This window comes from Seonamhaeicola sediminis (assembly GCF_004358095.2).
GTDB lineage: Bacteria > Bacteroidota > Bacteroidia > Flavobacteriales > Flavobacteriaceae > Seonamhaeicola > Seonamhaeicola sediminis.
Genome location: NZ_SMZJ02000001.1, coordinates 551,676 through 570,055, shown reverse-complemented (window position 1 = coordinate 570,055; position 18,380 = coordinate 551,676). Strand labels below are relative to the sequence as shown.

Sequence of the window (18,380 nt, the reverse complement as noted above, 5' to 3'; positions counted from 1 at the left end):
TCATATTATGAAATTGCCAGATGAAATTCAAACAAGTGATCTTTCAGAATATAGTAGCCCTATATCAGATTTTATTAAGCAACCACAGACCCCAGAAGATTGGCAACAATACGTTCTGTCTGAAGAACAGATTAAGTTCTATGAGGAAAACGGGTTCCTTTCAGGTATAAAAGTACTTACAGAAACGCAAGTTGACATCTTAAATGAAGAACTCGAAAAACTTCAGTCGGTATCCGATGAAGAGAGGAAGCTTTTTTACCATTATGAGAGTAATGAAGCTGAAGACCCAACAAAAGTCCTTTTTCACGCCATTGGCGGATGGAGAGTTACACCCGGTTTCCATGATTTGTGGTGGTCTCCTGCGTATCGCATGGCTGTTTACCAATTGATGGGAGGTGACTTTAAGGTTTTTCATGATCAATTATTCTGCAAGCCCGCAAAGCATGGTGGTGTTGTAGCGTGGCATCAGGATTTTTCCTATTGGACTTTTACAAAGCCGATGAACCATTTGACCTGTTGGTTGGGATTGGACGATGCAAATGCGGATAATGGATGTATGTATTATGTTCCTGGTAGCCATAAATGGGGATTGTTGCCGATAACAGGACTTACGGGTGACATGGATGCTGTGCGTGAGGTATTGAACGAAGATCAGAAGGCAAGCTTTGACAATAAGTTTGTCAATGAACTGCCTAAAGGGTACTGCAGTTTCCACCACCCCTTAATGATGCATGGGTCATATGCCAACCTCTCCGAGCGCTCACGCAGAGCGATCGTTTTGAATACAATGGGTACCAAAACCCTTTCAAACGTTGATGATTATGAAAGGAAAGAAGCACTCCAAAACTTTCCTCCCTTAGGAAAAACTGGTGACCCCTTAGATGATAAATGCTTCCCGATATTATTTGATTCTACAAAAGAGTTAGGTGACATGTTGCAAGCTATACCAATGGCCAGTGTTTAGCTACGAAACTCCTAAGGCGCCAGGAAAATAAACTTCATCCCATGGTAAATAACTTTTTCTCAAAAAAACAGGCTGAACAGAAAGCCGGAAATTCATTTTTGGTTTTCATTGCAGTGACTGCCTCAGTAGGAGGGTTTCTGTTCGGCTATGATACTGCTGTAGTATCGGGAACTATCGGTCTTGTCAAGGCCCAGTTTGAGCTTGACGCAATCATGGAAGGGTGGTTTGTGAGCTCAGCGTTGGTTGGCTGTATTGGAGGGGTTTTAGTAGCCGGTGAGCTCTCTGACCGTATTGGGCGAAAAAAGACCTTGATTCTATCCGGGTTTTTATTTAGTCTTTCTGCCCTAGGATGTATGATACCCGAGACTCACAGTGAACTGGTATTTTATAGAATTTTAGGTGGTATTGGTGTCGGAATTGCATCAATCTTGTCGCCTTTATACATCTCTGAAGTTTCGCCAGCCCATTTAAGAGGAAGAATGGTAGCCCTCTATCAATTGGCCATAGCTGTAGGAATCTTGAGTGCGTATTTTACCAATGCATGGCTATTGGATCTTGGTGATAGCACTGACATTCAACAAGGTTTTTTGCACGAGATATTCGTAGAGGAAGTCTGGCGATCCATGTTTGGCTTGGAGTCTATACCAGCTATCTTGTTTTTCCTGACGTTGTTTTTTATCCCTGAAAGCCCAAGATGGCTGTCTTCTAAGGACAGAAACCAGGAGGCGAAGATAATTTTAGAAAGGATTGAGGGCAATGTGATTGCGGATGAAGACATACGATCCATTAAATCAGCGATTGCAAAAGAGGAAAAAGGCACATGGAATATATTGTTTCATCCAGGTATCAGGGTGGCCATGTTTGTAGGAATACTGCTGGCTATTTTATCTCAGTTTACGGGTATCAATGCCATTATTTATTATGGTCCCAGAATTTTAGAAGAGGCTGGCTTAAAATTGAGTGAAGCTTTGGGAGGTCAGGTATTTATCGGGTTTATCAACGTAGTGGCCACTATTTTCACGATTTGGAAAATCGACAGTTTTGGACGTAAAAAACTGCTATTGGCAGGTGTAAGCGGTATGGCTCTTTCGCTGACCACTATTGGTATTCTTTTTCTCTTTAATCTTACAAGCGGGTCTCTGGTTCTTATTTTCATACTTGTTTTCTGTGCTTCATTCTCTATTGGCTTTGGTCCAGTGGTATGGGTGTTGCTATCCGAAATTTATCCGACTAACGTCAGGGGAAGAGCCATGTCATTGGCAACCTTTTCACTATGGATTGGTACGGCCGTAATCGGTCAGGTGGTTCCGTGGATGCTGGAAACACTAGGCGCGTCATGGACCTTCTTTGTCTTTGCTATATGCTGTATCCCAGTGCCCTTTATCCTGAAAAAAATACCAGAAACCAAGGGGATGTCTTTAGAGGATATTGAATCAGTATGGCAGAAAGACGAATAAAAACAAACAGAGAATCGCAGAATTTATTTAAGAACGATTTAAAACGGTAAGTTTTCCATTTGGGAGTAACCTTGTTGTTTGCTTGTTCTGCTGAGGTAGATGAAACAGAAAATGAAACAACCAACTACAACCCGACAAATAGGTTCGGGAAGTTGTCGTTATTCATTTTCAATAAAATAACAGAAATCAATAAAATAACAGAAATAGGATTATAAAAATAGTAGTTATGATGAAGGTCGTTTTCTTTTTTAGTTTTTTAATAACGGTTGTGATCAGCCTAAATGCTCAAAATTATGCAAAATTGGTTAACCCAGAAATTGGTACCCAAGGCGAAGGTTACATGCATTGTGGGTTTACCTATGTCGGAGCAAGCTACCCTTTTGGAATGGTGCAGTTTACTCCTAGTTTTTTCGCTCCTCAGCGTGGTTTTGCCATTAACCAGATTAGTGGTGGGGGCTGTGCACAAAAAGGTAATTTTCCGGTAGTTCCCATTTCTGGTAAAATTAGCGTATCTCCAAACAGCATGGATTCTCTGCCACCTTACAAAACGATAAATGAAGCTTATGCCGGCTACCTTTCGGTTACTATGCAAGATGGCTCTGTAGGTGAATTTACCGTTAACGAGCGTTCGGGTATAGCCAGGTTTCTGTTTCCCGACCATGAAAATACAGGGACAGTGATCATAGGTTCGGGTGTGAACTCAACTTTTGTAGAAAACTCAATGGTGAAAATTACCTCAGCAAAAACCTGTGAGGGCTTTGCCGAAGGGGGTGAGTTTTGTGGCATAAACATTAATAATTACCGTGTATATTTTGCCGCTGAGTTTGATGTGCAGGCAAGCGAAACCGGTTTTTGGATGCAGGATAAAATCTTAAATAACGCAGATCGTGCATTTGGAAGAAATGCTGGAGCCATATTCTATTTCGATACCCAAACGAACAAGGAAGTTAATTACCGAATTGCCATTTCTTATGTGTCAATTGAAAATGCCAAGCAAAACCTTAAAGCGAGTAAAACCCATACGAATTTTGATGAATACAAAGCTTATGCAGAACAGGTTTGGAACGAGTATCTGGGTAAAATAAAAGTGGAGTCGGAAAATACCGATCGGGTGGTGCAGTTCTATACCCACTTTTACCATGCCCTAATTCACCCAAATATTGTTAGCGATGTGAACGGCGAATACATGGGAGCCGATTACCAGGTGCATAAAACAGAAAGGGGCGATCATTATAGTACCTACAGTGTTTGGGACAGCTATCGCACCCAGGCGCAATTGGTGGCTATGTTGTTTCCTGAAAAGAGCAGCGATATGATGCAAACCCTGGTTGAATTTGCCGACCAGAGCGGTGGTTTCGGGCGCTGGATACTGGCCAACCTCGAAACGGGCATTATGCAGGGAGACCCTACAGCTATACTGTTATCGAATTCATATGCTTTTGGGGCAAATGACTTTGATGTCGAATCGGCCTATAGGCATATGAGGCGGGGTGCCACAATTCCTCATTTGCATTCCCAGCAGGTTGAAATTCGTCCGTTCCTGAAAGAATATGAAAAAGGGGTGGCTCCGGCTTCCATTCTGCTTGAATATGCCAGTGCCGATTATGCCATCGGTCAGTTTGCAAAACAGGCTATTGGGAATGAAACGGATGCTCAGTTTTTTATGAATAGGGCACAGATCTGGAATTCGATTTATAATCCGGAAATAAACTGGCTAAACTCCCGTAATTTTGATGGAAGTTGGAAAGATATCACGCATGACTGGCGCGAAGCTACCTATAAAGATTACATGTGGATGGTGCCTTTTAACCTGAATGCATTAATCGATACCATTGGTGGAAAAGATTTTGCGGAGAAACGCTTGGATACCCTTTTTGTTAGGCTCGACGCCTCGTATCACGACGACTGGTACGCTGCGGGTAACGAACCCGGCTTTCAAATTCCATGGATTTACAATTGGACTAATGCGCCTTATAAATCTTCTCAAACCGTTCATCGCATTTTTAGCGAAATATTCAGCAACGAACCAAGTGGTTTGCCGGGCAATGACGATGCAGGAGCCATGGGGTCGTGGTATGTTTTTGCCTCAATAGGGTTTTATCCGATGATTCCCGGCGTGGCTGGATTTACACTAAGTGCGCCACAGTTCGAAAACATAACGATGGAACTGCCCGGTGGAACCGTTAATATACGAGGTGGATCAAGCGATAAAATTTACCCTGTAGATTTAAAACTAAATGGAAAAAAACATGCCTCCACATGGATTGATTTTGACGATATTCGTTCAGGGGCAACTCTGGAATACAAAACATCGGCTAAAATCAATAAAAAGTGGGGAGTCAAATAATTCGGTGGAAGGTAATATATTAATTATCAGGTATATTTAAACAGCAAAAATCAGAACGGAGCAGGATCGATTATCCATGCCTCTTGAGATTTCTGCAGGTACAGATAGGAGACCATTGTGTTCGGAACTTTTGAAGTGGATATAGGTACAGATCAGTTGTCGATTAAGCCTTTCAATCATCAAGGTTTTAGTTAAGCCAAATTAAAGGAGATACCGTACAATGGAAAAGAATATAATATTTGGTTAAAGCAAAAGTAATTCTCAGTTTATGGAAAGGGCTATGCGTTATAAAAATGTACTTGACCCGGAGACAAAACTGGTGCGTGGAAGAAATGCCGATGGTACATGGAGAGATCCCAAAGACTTTGCCATTAGTGGTTGGACTGGTCACGATGAAAAGCAGCGCAACATTTACTACCACAACATTATGCTGTTTGCTCCACACGATGTTCAGGGCTTGGTAAACTTTATGGGTGGTGATGATGCGTTCATAGAATTCCTCGACAATTTCTTTCCCATGGGTGACGAATGGTCGATGCATGCCCCCTTATTTGTACAATTACCTGGGACCACCGTGGAAAACTCAAAAGATTATCAGAGAACTGCTGGCTGAAAACTTTACAAGCGGTTTGGGAGGATTACCAGGCAATGAATATAGCGGACAACTTTCTTCGTGGTATGTGTTTGGAGCCATGGACTTATATCCTGTGAGCCCCATACCTGACTTACCAGATTTGTAGTCCTGTACTCGATAAAGTTGCTTTAAAGTTGTCAAACGGAAAACCTTTACTGTAATTGTACATAACAATTCAAAGAAAAATATGTACACCCAGTCAGCTACTTTAAACGACAACCTTATACCAAGGCATCGATTCACCATAAGGATATTATGAGCGGTAGTACCCTTGAATTTGAAATGGGGCAGGAGCCGAATAAGGAGTGGAGATTAGCCGTTGAGGACAGAAAAATTTAAATACAATAAGTATGCTAACAAAATCATAATTTTAATGAGCTCATATAAAATTATGATTTTAATTCAATAATATAATCTTTTCTATAACCCACAGTTATTTGTGGTTTTATATTTGTCATTCGTCTAAAAAACACTAAGTAGCTATTACAAGTTTTTATCTTAGTTAAATTTTAAAAATTTTCATGATATTGAAATATTTGTCATGTATTATGAAATTTAAAGATACCTAAGGATGAAAAACAATGTTACATTACTTGCTTTAGTTGCCGCACTTGGCGGATTTTTATTTGGCTACGATACAGCCGTTATTTCTGGAACAGTAGGCTTGGTTAAGGCCCAATTTGGTTTAAGCACCGTCATGGAAGGTTGGTATGTAAGTTCTGCACTTATTGGAACTATATTAGGTGTGTTGTTCGCCGGATTTTTAAGTGATATCTATGGAAGAAAGAAAATACTCATTCTATCGGGTATATTTTTCGCGCTCTCAGCTATTGGTTGTGCAGTGTCTGGAAGTTTCAACGGACTAGTTGTTTATAGGCTTATAGGTGGTATAGGAGTGGGTATGGCTTCCATGTTATCGCCACTTTACATCTCGGAAATTGCACCTGCAAAAAATAGAGGTAAGTTAGTGGCACTTTACCAATTAGCCATTACCTTGGGGATTTTAGTGGCTTATTTCTCAAATGCTTATTTGCTACACGTATCAACTTTAAATACCGTATCTGAATCTTCAGGTATGCTTCATAAAATTTTTGTTGCCGAAGTTTGGCGTGCCATGTTAGGTAGTGAAACTATTCCTGCACTTATTTTTCTCTTGCTGCTGTTAGCCATACCAAAAAGTCCGCGTTGGCTGATTATGAAGGGAAGACAAGCTGAAGCTGAAACTATTTTGATGCGATTTTTATCAAAAGAAACTGCGCAAAGTGAAATAGAAAATGTTGAAGACGTGCTTTCAAAGCCATCTATGGGCATCAAGGATGTATTTAAGGGACCGTTTAAACTGGCTATGGTCATTGGTATCGCATTAGCATTATTAAGTCAAATTAGTGGCATTAATGCGATTATTTATTATGGTCCTAAAATACTAGAAGAAGGTGGTTTGCAATTGGGTGAAGCTTTGGGAGGACAAGTTATTATTGGTATTGTAAATGTACTATTTACTTTCATAGCTCTTTGGAAGATTGATAATTTGGGAAGAAAACCGTTATTGATTTATGGTATCATTGGTATCATGACATCCTTACTAATTGTGGGCGTATTGTTTTACATGAACACAGATAACACTTATTTATTAATGACCTTTATTTTGACCTTTATTGCTTGTTTTGCTTTTTCATTTGGACCTGTTTTATGGGTGTTGCTATCCGAAATTTATCCACTAAAAATTCGTGGAACAGCTATGTCTATAGCCACTATGGCCGTTTGGCTGGGTACCACATTTGTTGGGCAAATGACTCCGTGGTTTTTAGAGAATTTAAAACCTCATGGCACTTTCTGGTTTTTTGCACTTTGTATGATACCCGCTTTATGGTTAGCAGTTAAAGTTTTGCCTGAAACCAAAGGTAAATCCCTTGAAGAAATTGAAAATTTTTGGTTAACCAGAAAAAAATAAAAATGAGTCGTTTAGAAAATAAAGTCGCCATTGTTACAGGAGCTGCAGACGGTATAGGTTTGGCTATTAGTAAAGCTTTTGCTAAGGAAGGTGCAAATGTGGTCATGTGCGATATTGATGGGTTGAAATGTGAAACTGAAGCTAAGGCTATTGAAGCGGAAGGAGGTTCTGTGATAAGCCATCAATGTGATGTAGGTAGTACCGAAGCTATTGGTCGTTTAGTAAAAGCTACTATTGATAAATTCCATAAGATTGATGTTTTAGTGAACAATGCGGCCGTAGCCATACCTGGAGATGTTCGCGATATGCCAGAAAGCGATTGGGATATGCTCATGAACATCAACCTGAAAGGTGTTTTTCGAGGTATAAAAGCCGTATTGCCTTATATGGTAAAAGCTAAATCCGGAAGCATCATTACCTTATCTTCAACCCAAGCACATAGGAGCTGGGATAATTGGACAGCCTATGCGGCGGCCAAAGGAGGCATTCTTTCGATGCACAATCAATTAGCAGGACAATTTGGGTCGGAAAACGTACGCTTCAATACCATCTCGCCGGGTGCAATTCTTACCCCAATGAATCAAAAACGTGTTGAAACCGAAGGCGAAGGCTTTTTAAAAGGTAGCATTAATCAAGCGGCGATGCTAAGATTAGGGCTACCCGAAGAAGTGGCTATGACAGCCGTTTTCCTAGCATCCGATGAGGCGCAATTTATAACAGGACAGGATATAATTATAGATGGGGGCTTAACTACTTTGCCTCGATATTTTGAAAATTAAACACATATGAAATGCAACAAGCCCTAGAAGGTGTAAAGGTTTTAGATTTTTCTCAATTACTACAAGGGCCTTACGCCACCCAAATGATGGGGGATTTAGGTGCCGATGTCATCAAAGTGGAACGCAACGGCACCGGAGATATTTACAGAGGTATGACCTTCTTCAACAAATGGATAGCAGGCGATGAGTCGCCTTGTTTTATGGCATGGAACAGGAACAAACGCTCCTTGGCTATCGACATTAAATCTGAAGAGGGCAAAGCGATAATTTATAAACTTGCTAAGGAAACCGATGTGGTGGTTGAGAACTTTCGCCCCGGTGTCATGAAACGTTTGGGCTATAGCTATGACGATTTAAAAAAAATAAACCCTAAAATCATTTACTGTTCTGCAAGTGGTTGGGGGGCCGATGGGCCTTACCTGTCCCGACCTGGACAAGATTTGTTGGTGCAGGCTGTTAGTGGTGCCATCATGACTAGCGGAAAAGCGTCTTACGGACCAGTAGCATTAGGAACTGCGTTATGCGACCAAGTAAACGGACTCAATTCAGTGTATGCCATTCTATCAGCTTTATTTTACAGAGAGCGTACAGGAAAGGGGCAAGAAATAAAGACCAATTTATTATCATCGGCCATCGCATTTCAAATGCAGGATTTTTTCGCCATTCAAAATTTGGGTACTAAATTTGAACGTCCTGAATCGGGCATTGGCCACCCTGGAAACGGTGCACCTTTTGGAACCTATAAAACAAAAGATGGGTATTTGACCATTGCCATGAGTCCTTGGCCAAAATTAGTAGAAGCGTTGGGCGATAACACTCTAATGCAATACAACGATCCCAAAGTGCTTTATAACCAACGCGATGAGATTCACAGCATTATTGAAACCATAACCGTTACCAAAACCACCGATGAGTGGTTAGAAATTATGTTAGGTTTAGATTTATGGGTAGCAAGGGTGTATGACCAATCTGAGGTGGAGCATAACCCCCAAGTCATTCACAATAATACCTTTGTTGAGGTAGAGCATCCTAAAGCAGGAAAGGTTAAAGTAACTAATATTCCGTTTACAATGAGTGAAACACCAGGAAAGATTAGTCGACCGTCTCCTATGTTAGGTCAACATAACCAAGAAATTTTAGAGGCGCTAGGATATACTTCCGAAGCTATCAAAAAGTTAACCGATGATAATATTATTTCTTCAGAAGTGATTAATAAAAGTGACAACTCATGTTAGGTAAATTATCGATTTTCAAAATTCAAAACTACAGTCTTAATCTTGTAATGATTAGCATCTGTATTTGCATAATTGGGTGTTCTAAGAAACCTGAAAAAGAAACTTATAACGGCTATATTCAATATGTAGACCCCATGATTGGCACTGATGCTCATGCCCACACTTTTCCTGGAGCTACAACTCCGTTTGGTATGGTTCAGCTAAGTCCTAGTAACGACCTAAAGGGTTGGGATTGGAATTCAGGTTATCATTATACTGATTCAATCTTAAAAGGCTTTGCCCATAGCCACATAAGCGGGGCAGGTTTAACAGCCTTAGGTGATTTTCTGTTAATGCCAACCGTGGGTAGCGTAAAAATTAAAGATGGTACTGAAGAAGATCCTGATAGTGGTTTTCGTTCCCGGTTTTCACATGACAGAGAAGAGGCTTCAGCTGGATACTATTCTGTAATCCTTGACGATTATGATGTAAAAGTAGAGCTTACTGCAAGTCCTCGTGTAGGGTTTCATCGTTATACCTATAATCAGGCTGGTAAAGGCAATATCATCATAGATGCGTCTCATCAATTGGGTGAGTATTTATATGGTTCAGGAATTGAATTTATTTCTGACAATGAAATAAAAGGTTATAAACGTTCCAATGGCGCCGCCGGTGTTCGGAATGTTTATTTTTATGCACAGTTTTCCAAAAAATTCAAGGAGAAAGGGATAGCCATAAACGATATTATAATTCCAGCAACAACATCTGCCGATGATAAAAAAGTAAAGGCATTTGTTAGTTTTGATGTGGAAGCGGGAGAACAGGTGGATGTTAAAGTTGCTATATCTTACGTTAGTTATGAAGGAGCAAAAGCCAATTTTGATGCTGAAGCGAAGACAAAATCTTTTGACAAAGCTCTAGTGGAAGCACAAAAAGTTTGGGAGCAGAAAATGAATAAATTCCCAATAGAAACAGAAAGTGTTTCTGATTTAAGAAGCTTCTACACAGCCGTATACCGTACCATGATTTCTCCAAACCTTATATCTGATGTAACAGGCGAATATATTGTGGAAGGAAAAAAATACCATTCCGATTTTGAACAATATAGCAATTTCTCAACCTGGGATACATACCGTGCACAAAACCCATTAATGGCTTTAGTAGAACAAGAAAAAGTGGTTGATTTTGTTAACAGTCTTACTTCGCGTTATACAGATGCCAAAGTTGGCCTACCGGTATGGGAATGTATTGGATTTGACAATGTTTGTATGATTGGACATAATACCGTATCGGTCATGGCAGATGCTATTGTAAAAGATTTGCCTGGAATTGATGTTGAATCTGCATATATAGCAATGCGAGATGCCGCTTTTGAATTAGATAAGCATAGTGGTCCCTACGGAGAAAATGGTATGGAATATTACATAGAAATGGATTTTGTACCGGCAAGTATTGGTATGTCTGTTTCCAAAACCACCGAATATAATTACTTTGATTGGTGCATTGCTGAGGTTGCTAAAAAATTACACAAACAAGAAGACCTGAAATTGTTTCAAAAACGAAGTAAAGGATATAGAAATAGCTTCGATAAGGAGACCGGATATCTGCTTCCCTTAACTGAAACAGGAAAACTGTTAGAAATGGATATGACCCAATGGGAGGGTTTGGTTAAAAACTATATTTCTGGAAACATTTGGGGGTATTCAAGTTATGTTCCGCATGACATGGGGTATTTAATGAAGCTTCACGGTGGTAAAAAGAACTTTGCCAATTGGTTAGATGGTGTTTTTACTGATAGTACCAAGATTTCAGGAGGGCAACATGTTGATATTTCGGGCTTTATTGGAAAATATGGCCATGGAGACGAACCTTCAAACCACATGTCTTACTTATACACCTTTGCAGGAGAGCCATGGAAAACACAAAAATTAGTGCGGGAAATCATGCCGAAATTTTACAGAGATGTCCCAGATGGTTTAGATAATAATGATGACTTAGGCCAAATGGCGGCTTGGTATGTATTTAGTTCTCTTGGGTTTTATCCCGTTTGTCCCGGTAGTAATCAATATCAGATAGGGTCGCCAGCGTTTAAAAAGGCAGGTCTTGTTTTGGAGAATGGAAAGGAGTTTGTAGTAGTTGCAAAAAATAATTCAAGGGAAAATGTTTTCATTCAATCAGCAACCTTGAATGGAGAGGTTTACACCAAGCCATATATAACATACAACCAAATAATTTCTGGTGGCGAGCTTGTATTGGAAATGGGTAACCAGCCCAATAAAACCTGGGCGAATAGTGATAACGATCTGTCAGGTATGGTTGGTATGAAAGCGGATGTTGATTACAATCTGTATATAAATCGCATGGTGAGTATTCCATACACAACAGATAAAGAATTATGTTTTGCGCAAAGCAAAAAAGTAAATTTATATTGTAATACCGAAGGTGCCATTATAAGGTATACTTTAGATGGTAGTGCGCCAGATATCAATTCTAAAGTATATAATGCTCCCTTAATCCTCAATAATGAAACAACCATAAAAGCAAAGGCATTTAAAGAAGGTTTAGAAGCGAGTAGAACTTTTGAAGCTACTTATATGAAGGGAATTATGTATAACCCAAAAACCAAACTCCCCAAAATAGAGGTAAGTCAGAAAGGGCTTGGATATGGAAACCCTAATGGCGTACAGTTAATTGATGGAGTATTGGGGTCAAATAGTTTTGGAGATGGCTTTTGGACCGGAATAAATGAAGAGGATATGGAGGTTGAAATTGATTTTGGAAGTGAACGGTGGATAAAAAAAGTTAGACCGGGATTTCTTGTTGACACAGGACAATGGATATTCAATCCGGACGAAATTATTGTACAAGTGTCTTCCGATAATAAGGAATTTAGAGAAGTTGGAAGAGTGAAAACCAATACGCCTTCTAAAAATCTTAATAAAAGATACATTGAAAGGCCCAATATATCTTTTTCTCCAGAGTTGTGCCGATATGTGAAATTCACTTTTAAGAATAAATCAATTCCTAATTGGCATGTTGGGTCGGGTAAGAATCACTGGATTTTTATAGATGAAATATTAGTACAATAAAATACTTTTAAAAAAATGACTAAAAGAAATATTTTTTGGTTTGTACCTTTCTCAATCTTGGTACTTGTAATAACTTCCTGTTCTAAGACTACGAAGAATAATAATACCAGCGATTCTGGTTTTATAGATTATATAGACACCAGAATAGGAACAAAACCATGGTCTGGTAAATCGACCTTGAGTCAGGCAGAATTGCCACAAGGTCATGTGTATCCAGGCGTTGGTTTGCCATTTGCCATGACTCAAATAACCCCACAAACCACAACAAAAGATATTCCGTACTGGTGGGAGAACGAAAAAATACAAGGATTCCGCAGTACGCATTATCCCAATGGGGCTTCCATGTCTGAATATGGCCCTTTGACCATAATGCCAATGGTGGGCGAGTTAAGGACAACTCCTGAAGACCGAGCATCCAATTTTAGCCATGACTATGAAATAGCACAACCTCATTATTATTCGGTAATACTCGATGATTATGATATTAAGGCAGAACTTACAGCAGTATCTAAAGCCAAGTTTTTACAATTTACCTTTCCAAAATCTGATGCGTCTCATATTGTTATTGATAATCCCGAGGCGCACGGATACTTTCGTGTCAATCCAGAAAAAAATGAAATAGAAGGCTATACCGACAACACTGGTAGAGCAGGTAATAAAGGTTATACAGGCAGAGAATTTGCATCTTATTTTGTTGCAAAATTTAGTAAACCTTTTGAGGATTTTGCCCTAATGGCAAAGCCAGATTTAAGTAGAACAGTTCAGCTATTTCCTGATGGGTTTAAGGGAGAATTCTACAATAATATGGAACTTTCGGGAAAACCGAATTTACAGCGCATAGATTCCTCCATTGATTTCGAATGGTCGGGAGCCCCGGCTAGTACTATCAATGCAGACCTGTTTTCAGTGAGATATACGGGAGAGCTTATTGCAAAACAATCTGGTCAACATACATTTTATGTGACTTCAGATGATGGCGTTCGTTTATTTGTCAACGATACATTAGTCATTGATTCTTGGGTTAATCGAGGTGCAACCACAGATGATTTTAGTATGAATTTGAAGGCTGACGAATCTTATAAAGTAAAAATTGAATACTATGATAATTATGGCGGAGGAACATTAAAATTTGGTTGTGCGCAACCCACATCTTTTAATGCATCTAAATTAATGCAAATGGCTACAAATGGGGCTGAGGCCTCGGCGGTTCATGTTTCTTTTAAAACGGAAGCGGACGAAAAAGTTCAGGTAAAGTTAGGTACCTCTTTTATAAACATAGCCCAAGCAAGAAATAATTTAGAAAGTGAAATTAACCATTGGGATTTTGAGAAAACGTCACAAGCCACTAAAGAGGCATGGAATAAGGCCTTAGAAAAAATACAAATTGAAGGACCAGAAGACCAAAAGAAAATTTTCTATACAGCCTTACAGCGTAGTTTATTGTTACCAAGAAACATCACAGAAGATGGTTACCACTACAGTGCTTTCAATGGCAAGGTGATGCCCGGGATAATGTACACCGATTTTTCAATTTGGGACACCTTTCGTTCAGAGCACCCTTTACTAATTTTACTTGAGCCTGAAAAGGTTTCAGAAATGATTACCGCCCTATTAAATTCATATGATGAAGGTGGATGGATGCCCAAGTGGCCCAGTCCGGGGTATTCCAATATCATGCATGGTACCCATGCCGATGCGGTTGTTGCCGATGCCTACATTAAGGGCATTCGAGATTATGACTCAGAAAAGGTTTTTGAAGCCATGTTAAAAAATGGCACAACACCTGGTACCGGTCATTACGTGGCGCGTGTAGGCATTTTAGACTACCAAAAGTTAGGTTATGTGCCTACTGATAAGCACGGTGAGTCGGCTATTAGAACTTTAGAGTTTGCCTACGATGATTATTGTATTGCACAAATGGCCAAAGCTATGGGTAAAGAAGCAGTATACGAAGAATACATAAAGCGTTCACTTTATTACAAAAACTTTTTAGACCCAGAAACAAAGTTGGTACGAGGTAGAAATGCCGATGGAAGCTGGCGTAGTGCTACTGACCCTTCTATTAGTGGTTGGGCGTATGGTTCTGATAAGGATAGGGAAAATTATTTTAGAAATATTACACTTTTTGCGCCACATGACGTACAAGGGCTCGCCAATTTTATGGGAGGCGATAAGGCTCTTGAAGCCTACCTAGACCATTTTTTTGAAAACGATTTTTATTATGTGGGCGATGAGTATTCCATGCACTCGCCTTATTTGTATAATTACATTGGCGCACCTTGGAAAACCCAAAAACTAATTAGAACCTTACTCAACGAAAACTTTTCTTCGGGTCCTGGAGGGTTACCGGGTAATGAAGATTGCGGACAAATGTCGTCGTGGTATATTTTTGGGAGTATGGGCTTTTATCCCACATGTCCTGGTAGCCCAACGTATCAAATTGGAAGCCCCATGTTTGATAAAGTTAGTTTGAAATTATCCAACGGAAAACAATTTACCATCATTGCACATAACAATTCAAAAGAAAATGTGTATATCCAGTCGGCAACCCTTGATGGGAAGCCCTACACAAAATCATGGATTCATCATGATGATATTATGGCCGGTAGCACACTAGAATTCGAAATGGGACCTGAACCAAACAAAGCGTGGGGAACTAAGTTAAAGGATAGGCATGTGTCTATCAGTAAGCCGTTAACCAATTAGACTAGGTTTATGAAAAATATTTTGAAAACCTTAATAGTATTCATTTTAATAACATTTTACGCCTGCACTAATACAGAAAAAACACCATCAGTATTAAACTATGTAGATACCAGAGTGGGAACAGCACCAAGTATTGCCGACATTACGGTAACCGAGGTAGAGGAGCCTTTAGGTTATGTATCGCCTATTGTTGGAAACCCGTCGGCATTAACCCATTGGACGCCACAAACGGCACTGTTTACCAAGCGTGTTATTACGGTTCCTGTGCCATATTGGTACGACCAAGAAAAGATACAGGGTTTTAGAGGTACCCGTTACCCCAACGGTTCGGTTACAGGCGATTGGGGGCCTATGTGCGTCATGCCGCTAACAGGTAAAGTTAAGATTGATGCTGAAGAGCGCGCTTCAAAATTTAGTCACGATAATGAAATTGCAAAACCGCATTATTATTCGGTGATGCTAGATGATTATAATATTAAAACAGAATTTACAGCTTCGGCTAAAACGGCATTCTTTCAATTTACATTTCCACAGTCGGACGCATCCACCGTGTTATTTGACGGTGTATATGTTCCTGGAAATTACAAGGTCATACCCGAGCGCAATGAAATAGAGGGTTACACCACCATAGCAGGTCATTTCAGAAACCATTGGGTCGCTAAGTTTGATAAGCCTTTTGAAGTTTTTAAGGTTGATTTGCTTCCTAAGGTTGTTGATGAGGATTTAGTTCCTGAGGGCTTCAAGGCTGAATATTATAATAATGATAAATTTGAAGGTCAGCCCGAAGTTGTCACTACCCATAAAAAGTTAAATTTTGATTGGTTGAAAGCACCTGCTGAAGGTGTTAGGGCAGATTTCTTCTCAGTCATTTACAAAGCGAATTTTATTCCTAAGCATTCTGGAGAACACCTTTTTGAACTCATTACAAAAGATGGCACAAGAATGTATGTGAATGATTCTTTGGTTATTGACGAGTGGAAATACCGAGCGACGAGCACAAATTCGTTTGCCATGAATATGAAGGCCGGTGAGTCTTACGCATTAAAAATCAAATATTACGATGGTTCCAGTTCAACCGAAATGCATTTGAGGTGTAAAGAACCGAAAGCACTAGACGCTAAATTAGGTTCTAAAATGGCATTAAAAGGTGCTGATGGCAATGCGGTTTACGTATCTTTTGCAACATCTTACGGTGAAAAAGTTAAAGTTAAAGTTGCTACTTCCTTAATTAGCATCGCACAAGCCCGTGCTAATATGCAAAACGAATTTCCAGATTTTGATTTTGATAAAGCGGTGAACGCACAAGCACAACTTTGGGAGGCGGAACTTCATAAAATTAAAGTAGAAGGTAGCGAAGACGATAAAGCTATCTTTTACACGGCACTTACCAAATGTTTTGTGAATCCGAGAAATCTAAATGAAGACGGGAAGTATTTTAGTCCGTTTGATTTTCAAGTACATGAAGGCGGACAAATGTATACAGATCTTTCGCTGTGGGATACCTTCAGGTCTTTGCATCCGCTATGGGTTATCATAAAACCCGATGAAACAACCGATGTGATAAACGGTATGTTAAACGCGTTTCAAGAGGGTGGGTGGATGCCCAAGTGGCCAAATCCTTGGTACCGAAACATAATGATGGGTACCCATGCTGATGCGGTAGTTGCAGATGCTTACGTAAAAGGTATTAGAGGTTTTGATACCGATTTAGCCTTTGAGTCTATGCTCAAAAATGCGAATCAAAAAGGAGACCGAGGATTTTCAGGTCGTGTGGGAATCGATTATTTCAATACCATTGGCTACGTGCCAACAGATATTTTTGGGTTTTATGGAGAACCAGTAGCCAGAACTTTGGAGTTTTCGTATGATGATTATTGCATCGCACAAATGGCTAAAGCCTTAGGGAAAGAGGATGCCCATAAAGAATATATGCAACGTTCCAAACGATATATCAATGTATTGGATAAAGAAACAGGTTTGGTTCGTGGTAAAACGAAAGATGGTGAATGGCTTTCTCCCTTTGATAAATCCATTAGTGTTTGGGCGCAAGGTACAGAGGAAGATACCAAAAATTACTATTATAACCATACGCTTTTAGTACCACACGATATTGAAGGATTGGCAGAGTTTATGGGAGGTCATCAAAAACTAATCGATTTTCTTGATCATTTTTTCGCCAATGATATGTATTATGTGGGCGATGAATTTTCAATGCACGCACCATATATGTACAACAGCGTGGGCGCACCATGGCGTACACAGAAAGTAGTGCGCGATATGTTGGCAAAATACTTTTTTAATGATGTGGGTGGTTTACCTGGAAATGACGATTGCGGACAAGTTTCCTCATGGTATGTTTTCGGAGCTATGGGATTTTACCCCGCTTGTCCAGGAACACCAGTGTATCAACTATGCAGTCCCATTTTTGATGAGGTATCTATAAATATTGGTCATGGAAAAGCCTTTAAAATTACTACAGAAAACAATTCAAAAGAAAACTGTTATATACAATCGGTAACTTTAAATGGACAACCGTATCACAAAAGTTGGTTGCATCATGACGATTTAATTAAGGGAGGGGAGATGGTTTTTGAATTAGGGCCAGAACCTAATATATCATGGGGTAAAGATGCAGTATAAAACTCAAGACCATTATGCGAGCATTTCATTTTGCTTTTAAGGTGAAAGATATTCAATCGACACGAAAATTTTATGTGGAAATACTAGGGTGTAAAGAAGGAAGGTCAACCGAATCATGGATAGATTTCGATTTTTTTGGGAACCAACTTTCTGCTCATTTAAGCGATAATTTTCCAGAATTGGACTATTGCGGAAAAGTAGATGGCGTGCATGTACCCATTCCTCATTTTGGGTGTCTGTTGGCTAAAAATGAATTTAAAAGAGTTCAAAAGAAATTAGAAACAGCAAACATTGATTTTGTTATAAAACCCCAAAAACGTTACGAAGGAAAAGTTGGAGAGCAAATGACTATGTTTGTTTTTGATTTTAGCGGAAACCCAATTGAGTTTAAATCTTTTGTAAATGATAGCGAAGTGTTTTCAGAATAAAAATGACTGAGTATATACTCCTTATTAAGTTTGATTGGTTTTGGTGTAATTTGAGTTTCTAATCTAAGCAAGTGGCTTGTGAGTTTAGTCTTGAATAGAATGTCCATGAATTAGGTGAATCTATGCACCATCAACTGTAATACAAATTATAGTTTTACTAGACAAAATATA

General features: G+C 39.5%; 12 protein-coding genes. All 12 read left to right on the top strand.

Annotated features, from left to right (window positions below; all coding sequences use genetic code 11):
• Positions 1–7: 7 nt before the first annotated feature.
• The 12 genes from E1J38_RS02055 (at position 8) to E1J38_RS02000 (ending at position 18,209) form a co-directional block, all read left to right on the top strand.
• Positions 8–964, top strand: coding sequence for a phytanoyl-CoA dioxygenase family protein (locus E1J38_RS02055; RefSeq protein ID WP_116524466.1), 957 nt, complete (start codon positions 8–10; stop codon positions 962–964).
• A gap of 41 nt (positions 965–1,005) precedes the next feature.
• A complete protein-coding gene (locus tag E1J38_RS02050) occupies positions 1,006–2,421 on the top strand; it encodes a sugar porter family MFS transporter (protein ID WP_116524465.1) in 1,416 nt (471 codons plus the stop codon).
• 208 nt (positions 2,422–2,629) lie between these two features.
• A complete protein-coding gene (locus tag E1J38_RS02045) occupies positions 2,630–4,768 on the top strand; it encodes a GH92 family glycosyl hydrolase (RefSeq protein ID WP_369407148.1) in 2,139 nt (712 codons plus the stop codon).
• A 268-nt stretch (positions 4,769–5,036) separates the two neighbouring features.
• Entirely contained in the window at positions 5,037–5,381 is a 345-nt protein-coding gene (locus E1J38_RS02040) for a glycoside hydrolase domain-containing protein (protein WP_116524463.1), read from the top strand.
• On the top strand, positions 5,308–5,508 hold the full coding sequence (locus E1J38_RS02035) for a glycoside hydrolase domain-containing protein (protein ID WP_116524462.1): 201 nt from the start codon (positions 5,308–5,310) through the stop codon (positions 5,506–5,508). The genes E1J38_RS02040 and E1J38_RS02035 overlap by 74 nt, the downstream gene beginning before the upstream one ends.
• A gap of 465 nt (positions 5,509–5,973) precedes the next feature.
• Positions 5,974–7,353 carry a sugar porter family MFS transporter gene (locus tag E1J38_RS02030; protein ID WP_116524461.1) on the top strand — a complete coding sequence of 460 codons (1,380 nt, stop codon included), beginning with the start codon at positions 5,974–5,976 and terminating at the stop codon, positions 7,351–7,353.
• A gap of 2 nt (positions 7,354–7,355) precedes the next feature.
• Entirely contained in the window at positions 7,356–8,132 is a 777-nt protein-coding gene (locus tag E1J38_RS02025; protein WP_133354399.1) for an SDR family NAD(P)-dependent oxidoreductase, read from the top strand.
• Between the two features lie 11 nt (positions 8,133–8,143).
• Positions 8,144–9,367, top strand: coding sequence for a CaiB/BaiF CoA transferase family protein (locus E1J38_RS02020; protein WP_116524459.1), 1,224 nt, complete (start codon positions 8,144–8,146; stop codon positions 9,365–9,367).
• A complete protein-coding gene (locus E1J38_RS02015; RefSeq protein ID WP_133354401.1) occupies positions 9,361–12,435 on the top strand; it encodes a GH92 family glycosyl hydrolase in 3,075 nt (1,024 codons plus the stop codon). Before E1J38_RS02020 ends, E1J38_RS02015 begins: the two co-directional genes overlap by 7 nt.
• 15 nt (positions 12,436–12,450) lie before the next feature.
• Positions 12,451–15,141 carry a GH92 family glycosyl hydrolase gene (locus E1J38_RS02010; RefSeq protein ID WP_133354403.1) on the top strand — a complete coding sequence of 897 codons (2,691 nt, stop codon included), beginning with the start codon at positions 12,451–12,453 and terminating at the stop codon, positions 15,139–15,141.
• A gap of 9 nt (positions 15,142–15,150) precedes the next feature.
• Positions 15,151–17,781 (top strand): GH92 family glycosyl hydrolase, encoded by a 2,631-nt coding sequence (locus tag E1J38_RS02005; protein ID WP_133354405.1) that lies wholly within the window; start codon positions 15,151–15,153, stop codon positions 17,779–17,781.
• 14 nt (positions 17,782–17,795) lie between these two features.
• On the top strand, positions 17,796–18,209 hold the full coding sequence (locus E1J38_RS02000; protein ID WP_133354407.1) for a VOC family protein: 414 nt from the start codon (positions 17,796–17,798) through the stop codon (positions 18,207–18,209).
• Positions 18,210–18,380: the final 171 nt, after the last annotated feature.